Below are 13,076 nucleotides of genomic sequence, written 5' to 3'. Positions count from 1 at the left end.
TCAGACGGTATTTCACTACCAAGCTGACCACCGATTCCGTGCTGCAAATTGATATCCACACCCACATCCTGCCCGAGCGGTGGCCTGATTTGCGGGAGCGGTACGGCTACGGGGGCTTCATTCGGCTGGAGCACCACCGGCCCTGCTGCGCCCGCATGCTACAGGACGACCGGTTTTTCCGCGAAATCCAGGACAACTGCTGGGACCCGGAGGTGCGCCTGCGCGAAATGGCGCCGTTTGGGGCGCCGGTGCAGGTGCTCAGCACGGTGCCGGTCATGTTCAGCTACTGGGCCAAGCCCCATGATACCCTGGACCTGAGCCGCCTGCTCAACGACCATATTGCCGATGTGGTGCGCCGCTACCCCACCCGCTTCGTGGGCCTGGGCACTCTGCCCCTGCAAGCCCCCGACCTGGCCGTGTGGGAGCTGGAGCGGTGCGTGCAGGAGCTGGGCCTGGCCGGTGTGCAGATTGGCTCCCACGTCAACGACTGGAATCTCGATGCGCCCGAGCTGTTTCCGGTGTTTCAGGCGGCCGAGGCGCTGGGCGCCTGCGTGTTCATTCATCCCTGGGACATGATGGCCCAGCAGAAAATGCCCAAGTACTGGCTGCCCTGGCTGGTGGGTATGCCCGCCGAAAGCACCCTGGCGTTGTGCTCCCTCATCTTCGGGGGCGTGCTGGAGCGGCTGCCGCGGCTGCGCGTGGCCGTGGCCCACGGCGGCGGCACGTTTGCCAGCACCATTGGCCGCATCGGGCACGGCTTCGAGGTGCGCCCCGACCTGTGCGCCGTCGACAACCCCGTGCACCCACGCGAGTACCTGGGCCGGTTTTGGGTGGATTCGCTGGTGCACGACCCGCGCCTGCTCGACTACTTGGTGCAGACCCTGGGCGCTGACAAAATCACCCTCGGCACTGACTACCCGTTTCCGCTGGGCGAAACGGAGCCTGGCCGCCTCATCCGCTCCATGCCCTACCCCGACGATGTGAAAGCCCGGATGCTTGGCCAGAACGCCCTGGACTGGCTGGGCTTGCCGGCCGGGCATCCGGTGTGCGGCGGAGCCAGCGGGTGAGGCCCCAAATCATATGCCGCAAGCCCGCTGAGCGGTGCCTATCTTTGCTTGGTATGACTGCCTACCAGCCCACCCTCGACTTTGCCCGCCAGCTTGATGCGCAGGACCCGCTGCGCAGCTTTCGCCAGCAGTTTCATATTCCGCCCGCGCCCAACGGGGACGCCGAGTGCATCTACTTCTGCGGCAACTCCCTGGGCTTGCAGCCGCGCACGGCCCGCGCCGCTGCCGAGCAGCAGTTCCGGAACTGGCAGGAGCTGGCCGTGGAGGGCCACTTCCGGGGCGACACGCCCTGGCTGCACTTCCATAAGCGCGTGCAGGACGCCGCGGCCCGCCTCGTGGGCGCCCGGCCCGTGGAAGTGGTGGTGATGAACAACCTGACCACCAACCTGCACCTGCTGCTGATTTCCTTCTACCAGCCCACGCCCACCCGCTACAAGGTGCTCATGGAAGGCGGCGCCTTCCCTTCCGACCAGTATGCCCTGGAAAGCCAGGTGCGCCTGCGCGGCCTTTCCCCCGACGACGCCATCGTGGAGCTGACGCCCCGGCCCGGCGAGCATACCCTGCGCACCGAAGACATTCTGGTCAAAATCGAGGAGCTGGGCAGCTCGCTGTGCACCGTGCTCATGGGCGGCATCAACTACTACACCGGGCAGGTGTACGACATGGCCGCTATTACGCAGGCCAGCCACGCGGTGGGCGCGCGGGTGGGCTTCGACCTGGCCCACGCTGCCGGCAACATCCCCCTGCACCTGCACGACTGGGACGTGGACTTTGCCTGCTGGTGCTCCTACAAGTACCTGAACTCGGGGCCGGGCGGCGTGGCCGGGGCCTTCGTGCACGAGCGGTTTGCCGACCAGCCTGAGCTGCTGCGCCTGGCCGGCTGGTGGGGCTACGACGAAGAGCAGCGGTTTCAGATGAAGAAGGGCTTCCGGCCCATGCGCGGGGCCGCGGGCTGGCAGCTGGCCAATGCCGCCATCCTGACCCTGGCCGTACACGAGGCCGCCCTGGCCGTGCACGAAGCCGCCGGCGGCATGGCGGCCCTGCGCCGTAAAAGCGAGCTGCTGACCGGCTACCTGGAGTTTCTGATCCGGGGCCTGGGGCTGCCGGCTTCCCGGCTCGAAATCATCACGCCCCAGGACCCGGCCCAGCGCGGCTGCCAGCTCTCGTTGCTGGTGCACCAGGGCGGACGCAACCTGTTCGAGCACCTGATGGCGGCCGGCATCATCGGCGACTGGCGCGAGCCCAACGTCATCCGGCTGGCGCCGGTGCCGCTTTACAACACCTTCGAGGAAGTGTTTCGGGCGGGGGAAGTGCTGCGCAACTGGGCTACCAGCCGCCCGGCAACTGAAAAAGAGAAAAAGGTGACGCACGTATAGAACTTGTCAACCAGTTAGAGCGTGTTGGGAAATTTAGCAAAACACGGTTTAGGTCATGCTGAGCGCAGCGCAGCGGAGTCGAAGCATCTCTCCCGCTTCGTTGCCAATCCTAGTTGATTACCACTGCGGGAGAGATGCTTCGGCAAGCTCAGCATGACGGTTAGCCTCTATCGTCAGTACGCGGGATGCTTGCCTGCAACGACCTTCGGTTCGACAAGTCGACGCCAGATGAAGCAAGACGGTCTTTAGGCAAGATGCTGGGTGCGTTGCCTCTGCCGTTTGACACTAACCCGTAAATCATTCTCCACCAATATCCTAAAACCAAACTTGCGGAAAGCTTTTTCCGCCGCTTATAGTTTATATGCGTAAAAGAGCTGCTCCGGCAGCTTGCCTTTCCTGATTTGTTTGTTTTGAATATGATGGCCGAAGACTACGCGGCGAAGATGAGCCGCAAAACCGACGCCGAGCTGCTGCAATACCTGCGCAACCGCGCCGAGTACCGCGAGGAGGCCGTACTAGCCGCCCTCGACGAAGCGGAGCGCCGAGCCCTGCCGCTGCCAGCAGGCCTTGATGCCGCAGCCGTGCGGGCCGAGCTGCTGCCCGTGGTGCAAGCCCAGCAGGCCGCCGAAGCCCAGCGCCAGGCCGCTACTGCTGCTTCCGACGACGAAGCCGCCGACGCTGGCCCCGTGCTCTATTCGCCGGTCACAATCACCATCTTCTCCGTTTTCTTTTCCATGCTGGCTGGGGGCGCCTTGCTGGCCATCAATTTCCGCACCTTGGGCCGCAATGGGGCCATCGGGCGGCTGGTGCTGTTTATTGTGGCTTACCTGGTGGTGCTGGCCTTGTTTGTGGGGCCGCTGCTGCGGGCGGGTATGATGGTGCTGCTCTTGTTTGCCGAGCTGCCGGCCATCATGGCGTACAATCTGTGGTTTTGGCCCCGCTACGTGGGGGTGGTGCGCTACCAGAGCCGCGGCTGGCTGATTCCGTTCCTGATTTGTACGGTGCTGCGCTTCGGCGCTTATATGCTGCTGGGCTCGTTTTTGATGCAGCGCCTGGCGGAGCTGAACCTACCGACGCAGTAGCCGGCGGCCTTTGGTATGCCTTTCACTGCTGTGCCACTTCCCCAGGCCGAGTTGCTGCTGGACCAGCAGTTTGTGCCGGCCCCGGCAGCCGCGCAGCTACTTACCACGCTTACGGCTGCCGTGGCTTGGCGGCAGGAGCCTATCCGGCTGTTTGGCCGGGAGGTGATGCAGCCCCGCCTCACCGCCTGGTACGGCGACGCCGGCGCCACCTACCGCTACTCCGGTCTGCACCTGGAGCCTCGGCCGTGGCTGCCCGAGCTGCACCAGCTCCGCCAGCGCCTGGAAGCCGCCACCAACACCCGCTTCAACAGCGTGCTGCTCAACCTCTACCGCTCCGGCCAGGACAGCATGGGCTGGCACGCCGACGATGAGCCCGAGCTAGGCCCCGAGCCCGTTATTGCCTCGCTCACGCTGGGCGCCACGCGCACGTTTCGCCTCAAGCCCCGCCATCCGCAGCTCGTTCAGCACGCACCCCTCAGTCTGGAGCTGACGGCTGGCAGTTTGCTGGTTATGCGCGGGCCCACCCAGCAGCACTGGCTACACGCCCTGCCCAAAACCGCCCGCCCCGTCGGCCCCCGCCTCAATCTTACTTTTCGTCAGATTGTGAGATAGCGGCATTGCGGGCCCCGCCCACGCTTCAGTAGCCCGTAACGCGAAGTTGCCCTTGGCCGGGCGCCAGCACGTCCTCGTCCTCTTACCCGACGATTTCGTGCTGGCTCCCGGCCAAGGGCAACTTCGCGTTACGTACTGGGCTGCCTTACTTCACGTTCACCAGCAGTCCCACATACGCCAGGCGGCCGATTTGAGGTCCACCGTACACCTGCACGTTGTTGCTGTTCAGCAGGTTGGTGGCGCCGGCTTGGAAAGTGGTATTCAGCTTGGGCAGGGTGTAGCCTACGTAGCCGTCCAGGGAGCTGTAGTCGGCAATGCGGCCGGTGGCAAAATACGTTTCCTGTAAGTGGCCCTGCACCCAGCGGTAGTTCAGGTTGTAGCGCAGACGTTGCCCAATCTGCCCTTCGGCACCCACGTTATACTTGTGCTTGGGCGTGTTGAAGAAGGTTTGGAAGTCCTCCGGCAGGCCGCTGCGGTTCAGCACGTTCAGCGAGTAGTTGGCCGAGAGGTTCAGGCTCTTCAGAGCGTAGTACGTGAGGCCCGCCGCGGCGCCCTGGGTGCGTACCGTCTGGTTGTTGTTGTAGAACGCATACAGCAAGCGCGTAGACTGGCCCGCCTGGAAGTTGTTGGCCTGGCCGGCCGCCAACTGCTGGAGCGTGGGGCGCGTGCCGTCGATGTTGCCGATAAAGGCCTGCCCACCAATAAAGTCCTGATAGCGGCTGTTGAAGTAGTTCACGTCCAGGTACAGGCGCGGGAGCAGAGCGCCTTTGTAGCCTACTTCGTAGGTATTGGCCCGCTCCAGGTCCAGGCGGCCTACGCTAAACTCAAACGAACTGAGCGGAGCCCCCGGCGTGCCCAGGCGCTGCCCGGCGGCATTCACAAGGGTATAGCCCTGGTAGCCGTTGCCCAGGTTGCCCTGCAACCGAATCAGGCCCTCCACCTGCGAATACTGCTCTATCTGCGACGGGCTGCGGAAGGCGCTGGCGTAGCTGATGCGGAAGTTGTGCTGCTTCTCCGCCCCCACGGTAGCCACTGCCGACACCCGCGGCGAGAAAGCCGGCTTGAAGTTCTTGAACTCATCAACCCGGCCGGCGGCCGACAGCCTCAGCCGGTTGTCGAGCAGGGAGTGCGTCAGCTGGGCGTAGGCGCCGTACTCGTAGTTGCGCAGGCGCTTGCCCGGCGTGTCCGAGAACAGCAGGCCGTCGGAGCCCAGGCGGTACTCGCGGTAGGCGGCGCCCGTCACCAGGTCGGTGCCGGTGGGCAGGCGGAAGCTGTACTGGGCGCTGGCGTCGTTCAGAAACGAATTAAAATTCACCTTGGCCCCGCGGGTCAGGTCCGTGCTGTTGACGAGCTGCTGGCGCAGGGTAGTAAAGCGCGGGTCGGAGGGCGAAAGCTGGGCGCCGCGGGCCGCGTTCTGGGCGGCTTGCAGGGCCTGATCGGGGCTGGCGCCGGCATTACGGGCCTGCTTGTAGGCCGCGTTGTAGGTAGCAAAATAGGTGGCAGCGTAGCTCACTGGGCTGCCCTCGGCCGTGGGCGACGCTTGCAGGGAGCTGCCCAGGTAGACCAAGTCGTAGGAGTCGCCGCTGAAGTCTTCGGTCGAGTACAGGCGTACAAAACCGCGGGAGCTTTTCAGCTCAGCCTTGTACTGATTAATGCCCACGCCTTTGGCCCGGATGCGCGACAAGTTCTGGTAGGTGGAGGTGCCGGCCGCGCGCTTGGCTTCCACGGTGGCTTTCAGGTCCTGCTTAATCAGGTACGACACGCTGCCTTGCAAGCGGTAGGAAGTGGTGTGCTTGTCGTCGGCAATCAACTCGCCCTCCGTGAAGCCCGGCAGGGTAGCCGTGCGCCCGTACAGCTCGGGGCTGGTGCCGCCCGGCAGCTGCTGCTGGGGCGTAAAGGTGTACTCCAGGTCGCCGTAGCGGTTCACGGCGTTGTAGCCCAGCGACGAGCCAGCCGGGTTGGCCGAGCCGGTAGCGGCATCGTAGTTCTTGGGCTCCCAGTCGCGGGCCCGGAAGTAGCTGCCATTCACCTTAAAGGCCCACTTCTCGGTAAGCTTTTTGGCGTAGCGCAGCTGCCCGTCCAGGTAGTTCCGCTCGCCGCCGCGCAGGCGGGCCGTCAGGCCCTCATACACGTGGGCGTCCCGAGAGTTAAACAACACCACCCCGCTCAGGGCGTTGGAGCCGTACAGGGCCGAGGCCGGGCCGTGAATAATCTCAACGCTTTCCATGTCCAGCTCCGGAATGCCCACCAGGTTGCCGGGGCTGAAGTTGAGCGAGGGCAGCTGCATGTCGGCGTAGTCGATGAGCTGCACCAGGCGCTCCGACTTGGCCGTGTTGAAGCCGCGCGTGCTCACGCTGGTGAACAGCAGCGAGGCCGAATTCACGTCGACGCCCTTCAGGTAGCCCAGGCGGTTGATAATCTCCGGGTTGGTGACGGTTTCCAGCTGGCGCTGCGACACCTTGTCGATGGTTACGGGAGCCCGCAACACGGCCTCCTCCACCCGCGACGCCGACACCACCGTTTCGTTGAGCAGGGCCGCGCTCGGCGACAAGCCCACGTTCAGCATCGACTCCGGTGCTTCGAGCTTGATTTCCCGGGTTTCGTAGCCCACGTACGAAAACACCAGCGTGACGGGGCCATTGTCGAAGGAGGTACCCAGCGAAAACTTGCCCTCCCGGTTGGTGCTGGTCCCGATAAAGCTGCCCTTCACGAATACCGTAGCGCCGGGCAGCGGCTGTCCTTCATCGGTCAGCACCTGGCCGCTGATATTTAAATCGGGCGTTTCAGGATTGGTAGCAGTAGGGTAGGAACTGGGAAGCGGTTCGATTGAAGCTGCCGGGCGGGCTGCTACCAGCTGAGGCAGCAGCAGCGCCGCCAGCACGGGTGGATACAGTTGTTGCATGTTGCGCGAATAGGTGTGTCGAAAAAGAGTGGCAAACCTAATGGCAACAAGTGTAGAAAATAGGGCTTTTCGCTGAATGAAGTATAAACACGGATCAATGCGTACCGTTATAGGACCAAAATGAAAATAGAACAGCATCTAGGCTTCTGCCTGAGAAAATGAAATGCTTCTGCCGAGAAATTTATCGTAAACGCAATCCGGCGAGCCTTCTAATACGTAGCCGCATAAGTAGTACGTCTTGCAGAATACCAACAAAACAACGGAGCCTTCCCTTTATGGGAAGGCTCCGTTAAGGTAAGCTGAATTGTATTTTACCTAACGTCAATCTGTAAGCCTACATACGCCAGGCGGCCGATGTTAGGCGCCCCGTATACCTGCGTATTGTTGGCATTGAACAAGTTGGAGGCCCCGGCCTGGAGTACCGCGCCCCACCGGGGTAGGCCGTAGCCCAGATACGCATCCACGGAGCTGTAATCAGCCAACTGACCCACGGCGAACGGCATACCGTACTCGTGACCCTGCGCCCAGCGGTAGTTCAGCGCGTAGCTGAGGTGGTTGAGCACCACACCGGTAGCACCCACGTTGAACTTGTGCTTGGGAGTGTTGAAGTAGGTTTCAAACTCAGCGTTGGTCACGTCGGAGCGGTCCAGCAGGTTCAGCGTATAGTTGGCCGAGAGGTTCAGGGCCGGCGCTACGGCGTAGGTCACGCCGGCGGCGGCACCCTGGGTCCGCACTTCCTGGTCGGAGTTGGTCCACACTTGCAGCACGCGGCCGACCGCCGGAGTAGCCGGGCGGCTGCCGTCGGCATTGCCCACGAAGCGTTGCGCCCCGATAAAGTCGTTGTAGTAGCTGCGGAAGTAGTTCACGTCCACGGCCAGCTTGTCGCCGATGGCCGCTTTGTAGCCGGCTTCGTAGGTGCTCACGCGCTCCAGGTCCAGCGGCGCCACCGTAATGGCCTGCCGGGTCAAGGTGCTATAGCCCTGGTAGCCGCTGCCCACGTTGCCCAGCAGCAGCACCCGGCCCAGGTCCAGGCGGATATACTGGTCGAGCTGAGTGGGCGAGCGGAAAGCGCGGCCATAGGAAGCGCGGAAGTTGTGCTGCTTGCTGCTGCCGGCCGAGTATACCGCCGAAGCGCGGGGTGAGAAAGCCGGGTCAAAGTTCTTGAAGTCGTCGACGCGGCCAGCCAGGGCCAGCTTCAGCCGCTCGTTCAGAAACTTCTTGGTCAGCTGGGCATAGCCGCCCATTTCGTGGTTCTGAATGCGGGCGTTGTCGTCGGAGAACAGGTTGCCGTTGGAGCCCAACCGGAACTTGCGGTAGGCCGCGCCCACAATCAAGTCGGCGGTTTGGCCCAGCTTGAAGTTATACTGAGCCGTGCCCTCGTTCAGCAGGGAGCTAGGGTTGAGCCGCGCCCCGCGGCCTGGCGTAGCGTCCTGCGTAATCTGCTTGCGCAGAGCGGCAAACTCGGCGCTGTTGGGGTCGAGCTGAAGCGGGTTGGCGGCCGCCTGGGCCGCTGCCTGGGCTTCGGCTTCGGTGCGGCCGCTCAGGCGGGCCACGTTGTAGGCGCGGGCGTAGGCGGTAAAGTAGCGCTGGGCGTAGGTAACCGGCCGGCCGCTGCCATCCACCAGGCCCGGCACCGGCGAGTTCTGGATGAAGCTGCCCAAAAAGCCCAGGTCATACGATCCGCTGCCGTCATCGATGATGGACTGGCCCCGCAGAAACCACCGGTCCCCTTTGATTTCGCCGTGGTACTGGTTGGTGCCGAAGTTCTTGAGCCGGTAGCGGCTGGAGCTTTGGTAGCTGGCCGTGCCGCGGTTGTAGTTGGCACCAATGGTCATCTTTACCGAGCTGCTCAGCAGGTACGAAATCGACGGGTGCACCTTCAGGGCCTTAGCCCGGTTGTCGTCGCCCACCAGCGTTTTTTCGTCGAAGCCCGGCATAAACACCGTGCGGCCGCTGAGCAAGCCTCCGGTGGCTCCGTAGGTGAAATCCAGGTCGCCGTAGCGGTTCACGGCATCGTAGCCGAAGCCCGAGCCTTCGGGGTTGTTGAGGCGCTGCACGCGGGTGCTGGTGGCGCTGTAGTTGCTCGGCAGCCAGTCGTTGGCCGTCAGGTAGGCGCCGGTTATCTTGAAGGCAAACTTCTCGCCGAGCTTCTGCGCGTAGCGTAGCTGCCCGTCGAACAGGCTCCGCTCCCCGCCGCGCACCCGCACGCTCAGGCCCTCGCTCACAAACGGGTCTTTGGAGTTCAGCAACAGCACGCCGTTGAAGGCATTGGCCCCGTACAGGGCCGAGGCCGGCCCGTGGATGATTTCAATGCTCTCGATGTCCAGCTCAGGCAGGCCGGTCAGGTTGCCTGGGTTGATGTTCATCGAGGGCGACTGAGTGTCGAAATAGTCGGTGAGCTGAATCAGGCGCTCCGACTTGGCCGAGTTGAACCCGCGCGTGCTCAGCGAGTTCATCAGCATACTGGTGCTGTTCACGTCGATGCCCTTCAGCTGGTTCAGGCCCACTTGCACGTCGGGCGGGGGCAGGCGCAGCACCTGCTGCGAGGTTACCTTTTCCACGGTTACGGGCGCTTGCAGAATGCTTTCTTCCACGCGCGAAGCCGAGGCAATCATCTCATTGGTTTTGGTCAGGTCGAGCTTGAGCTGCACTAGCACCGCGTTGTCGGGCTGGGTCAGGGTTACCTCGCGGCTTTCGTAGCCCACAAACGACACCGACAACACCACCGGGCCCTGGTTGAAATCGGGCCGCAGGATAAACTTGCCTTCCCGGTTGGTGCTGGTGGCGATAAACGAGCCGCGGACGATTATGGTAGCGCCCGGCACCGGCTCGCCGGTCTCGGTCTGGACGGTGCCAGCCACCGAAACAGGTTCCTGAGCCCAAGCCGGTGCTTGCGCCAGAAACAGCAGTAAAAAGGGTAATAGAAAACGGTAAAGTTTGCTCATGCTAGGAAAATTACAAATGGGACAAATGTGCGTTTCTCACGAAAGGGCCGGCAAAACTAGCATTTACCGGGCCCGTTACCAACCTGGGCATATGCAACGGCCGAGTATTCCGGCCTGTTCATCGAATAGAACTTTTCCTATTCTATAGCATAAAGATACTTTTGGCGGCGGCTAGCTTACTGCCTGCCAATAGGTTAATAGCGAAGATCAGCCGGGCCGTGCAGCAGCGGGCAATTCTCGTCACCTATCACATAATCACCAACTTGCAAAGAGCCAGATTGAGGAATGAATTCTATCTGACTGGCTGAAGCCGATGCCGCTTTGGGCAGATACGTCCGGGTCTTACTGGGTAACAGATTGTACTCAAAGGCGCTGCTGGACAGGCGAATAGAGCGCTGGGCCAACCGCCGATGACGGTAGCATGCCCGGAGTGGCGTGCCCTGTATCCTGTGGAGGCGAACTAGCATGCTGCGGAAATAGTAGGCTAATTGTATCGTTGAAAAGTTCAAAGTAACAAAGAACACCGACCGCCATTCAGCATTTCACGACCAACCGGGGCTACCTGCCCGCCCAACTTTGTTTTTTCCTCGATTAACCGATGCGGCCAGAATCGGCTACATTCGCTGCCTTTTCGTTTACTCTGCTTTCTCTGGTGCCCGCTATGCCGCTTTCCTCCGCTTCTTCGTCTGCTTCCGCTGCTGAGCCGCTTACCGTAGTGGGCGGCGGCCTGGTGGGGTCGTTGCTGGCCCTGTACCTGGCCCAGCACGACCATCCGGTAGAGATGTTCGAGCGCCGGCCCGACCTGCGCCGGGGCGGCCTGGTGGAAGGCCGCTCCATCAACCTGGCTTTGTCGGACCGGGGGTGGCGGGCCCTGGCGGGCGTGGGCATTGCCGCGCCCGTGCACGAGGTGGCCATTGCCATGTACCGCCGCGTCATGCACGATGCGCGCGGCCAACTCACGTATCAGCCCTACGGCAAGGAAGGCCAGGCTATCTACTCGGTGTCGAGGGCGGGGCTGAACCGGCGCATGCTGGACCTGGTGGAGCAGGAGCCGCGCATCCGCCTGCGCTTCAACCAGCAGTGCCAGCGCGTAGACCTGCGCCGCCGCACCCTCGACATGCTCGACGCCGACACCGGCCAGACGACGACCCGGCCCTACCGGCGCCTGTTTGGGGTAGACGGGGCCTACTCGGCCGTGCGCGGAGCCTTGCAGAAAACCGACCGGTTCAACTTCAGCCAGCACTACCTCGACTACGGCTACAAGGAGCTGACCATTGCGGCCGGGCCCGGTGGCGAGTGGGCCATCGAGAAAAACGCCCTGCACATCTGGCCGCGGGGGCAGTACATGATGATTGCCTTGCCCAACCTCGACGGCTCGTTTAATTGCACGCTGTTCTTTCCGTTTGAGGGGCCCCGCTCGTTTGCGGCCCTGCAGACGCCGACCCAGGTGCGGGCCTTTTTTGAGGAGGTGTTTCCGGATGCCGTGCCGCTGATGCCGGAGCTGGAAGCCGAGTTTTTCGAGAATCCGACCAGCTCCCTGGTTACCATCCGCTGCTTCCCGTGGACCTACCACGACGAGGTGCTGCTGCTCGGCGACGCTGCCCACGCCATTGTGCCCTTCTACGGGCAGGGTATGAACGCCGGCTTCGAGGACTGCTCGGTGCTGCACGAGCTGCTGGGCCGCCACGGCGCCGACTGGCCCGCGGTGTTTGATGAGTTTCAGCGCCAGCGCAAGCCCAACGCCGACGCCATGGCCGACCTGGCCCTGTACAACTTCGAGGAGATGCGCGACCGGGTGGCCGACCCGCAGTTTCTGCTGCAAAAGAAAATCGAGAGCTTCATCTCGGCCCAGTACCCCGACAAGTGGCTGCCGCTGTACGCGCAGGTCACGTTTTCGCACACGCCCTACGCCGAGGCCTGGGCCAACGGCCAGGAGCAGGAGCGGGTGATGCAGCGCCTCATGCCCCACATCCACACCGAGGCCGACTACCACCGCCCCCAGGTGCAGCGCCTGATAGCCGAGGAAATGGCCCGGCGGCCCCATCATCTGTAGTGCTGTAGCGCAGGTAGCTGTAAGTCGAACTATAATGCTATAATGCAGCGCCGAACACGGCGTCTGGCTTCGGCTATGGTCTTGCCCGGCACCCAAGGCGGGAAGCAGGCCGAGCAGCAGCCGCACGTAGGGTGTATCCAGGTGAGAATGAGCTGGTCGGCGCGGTATTTGATAGGGCGCCTGGCAAGCGTAGTGGGGATGAACGTGTGAGGGAAAACAGGCCCAAAGCCGCAGTCCGCTGGTGCCGCAACTACGTAGCTTCGTCCAATATTCGCCCCTCCTTTCCTTTTTCTATGGCCACTTCTCTACTCACCTGTGCTATCATCGACGACGAGGAAATCAACCGCCTGACGCTGGAGCACTATATTTCCCTGACCGACTCGCTGCAACTGGTAACGTCCCTGGACGATGCCATGCAGGGCCTGAACTACTTCCGGGCCGGCAACCGGGTGGACATTCTGTTTCTGGACGTGCAGATGCCCCAGCTGAACGGCCTGGACCTGCTGCGGGTGCTGCCCGAGCCGCCCATCGTCATCCTGACTACTGCCCACGAGGACTTCGCCGTCGATGCTTTCGACCTGCGCGTGACTGATTACCTGGTGAAGCCCTTCGACTACGCCCGCTTTAGCCGGGCCGTGCAACGCGCGCTGGTGCAGCACGCCGCCCCGGCCGCTACGCCCGCCACGCCGGCTACCTCGCCCGCCACCCCTCCCGACAACGACCTGTTTGTGAAGGTGAACAACAAGATGGTGCGCATCAACTTCGACGAGGTGACCTACATTGAAGCTCTGTCGGACTACGTGGTGATTGTGACCGACAAGCAGAAGTACATCGTGTACACCACCATGAAAGCTCTGGACGCCCGCTTGCCCTTCGACCACTTCGTGCGGGTGCACCGCTCCTACATCCTCAACATGCGCCGCATCGAGGCCATTGAGGACGGGGCGGCCGTAGTGCCCGGCGGCCACCACGTGCCCATCGGCAAGTCCTATCAGGAAGCCTTTTTCCGCAAGCTGAACCGGATTTAGCCCGCCCGTTG

The 13,076-nt window shown here is 62.7% G+C and carries 8 protein-coding genes; 6 read left to right on the top strand and 2 right to left on the bottom strand.

Translation table 11 applies throughout. The annotated features are described in order from the left end of the window. Positions 1-38 precede the first annotated feature (38 nt). From OIS53_RS13815 to OIS53_RS13800, 4 genes are all read left to right on the top strand, one after another. The gene (locus OIS53_RS13815; protein ID WP_264679162.1) at positions 39-1,067 is read left to right on the top strand and encodes an amidohydrolase family protein; all 1,029 of its coding nucleotides are present in this window, start codon (positions 39-41) and stop codon (positions 1,065-1,067) included. A gap of 53 nt (positions 1,068-1,120) precedes the next feature. Beyond that, positions 1,121-2,443 carry a kynureninase gene (gene kynU, locus OIS53_RS13810; protein ID WP_264679161.1) on the top strand — a complete coding sequence of 441 codons (1,323 nt, stop codon included), beginning with the start codon at positions 1,121-1,123 and terminating at the stop codon, positions 2,441-2,443. A 416-nt stretch (positions 2,444-2,859) separates the two neighbouring features. Continuing rightward, complete coding sequence (locus tag OIS53_RS13805; protein WP_264679160.1) at positions 2,860-3,525, top strand: hypothetical protein; 666 nt, start codon at positions 2,860-2,862, stop codon at positions 3,523-3,525. Between the two features lie 15 nt (positions 3,526-3,540). Then, positions 3,541-4,137 (top strand): alpha-ketoglutarate-dependent dioxygenase AlkB family protein, encoded by a 597-nt coding sequence (locus OIS53_RS13800; RefSeq protein WP_264679159.1) that lies wholly within the window; start codon positions 3,541-3,543, stop codon positions 4,135-4,137. A gap of 145 nt (positions 4,138-4,282) precedes the next feature. Here the strand turns inward: OIS53_RS13800 and OIS53_RS13795 are convergent, their stop codons facing one another. After that, complete coding sequence (locus tag OIS53_RS13795; RefSeq protein ID WP_264679158.1) at positions 4,283-7,039, bottom strand: TonB-dependent receptor; 2,757 nt, start codon at positions 7,037-7,039, stop codon at positions 4,283-4,285. A 311-nt stretch (positions 7,040-7,350) separates the two neighbouring features. Continuing rightward, entirely contained in the window at positions 7,351-9,984 is a 2,634-nt protein-coding gene (locus OIS53_RS13790; RefSeq protein WP_264679157.1) for a TonB-dependent receptor, read from the bottom strand. A gap of 661 nt (positions 9,985-10,645) precedes the next feature. On the opposite strand from OIS53_RS13790, the gene OIS53_RS13785 reads away from it, so the two are divergent. Together OIS53_RS13785 and OIS53_RS13780 are read left to right on the top strand one after the other, a co-directional pair. Next, complete coding sequence (locus OIS53_RS13785; protein WP_264679156.1) at positions 10,646-12,037, top strand: FAD-dependent oxidoreductase; 1,392 nt, start codon at positions 10,646-10,648, stop codon at positions 12,035-12,037. A gap of 293 nt (positions 12,038-12,330) precedes the next feature. Further along, positions 12,331-13,065 carry a LytR/AlgR family response regulator transcription factor gene (locus tag OIS53_RS13780; protein ID WP_264679155.1) on the top strand — a complete coding sequence of 245 codons (735 nt, stop codon included), beginning with the start codon at positions 12,331-12,333 and terminating at the stop codon, positions 13,063-13,065. Positions 13,066-13,076 lie beyond the last annotated feature (11 nt).

It is taken from the genome of Hymenobacter sp. YIM 151500-1 (genome assembly GCF_025979885.1).
In the GTDB taxonomy this organism is placed as follows: Bacteria; Bacteroidota; Bacteroidia; order Cytophagales; family Hymenobacteraceae; genus Hymenobacter.
The sequence above is the reverse complement of the archived record's forward strand: the minus strand, read 5'-3'. Positions and strand labels throughout refer to the sequence as shown.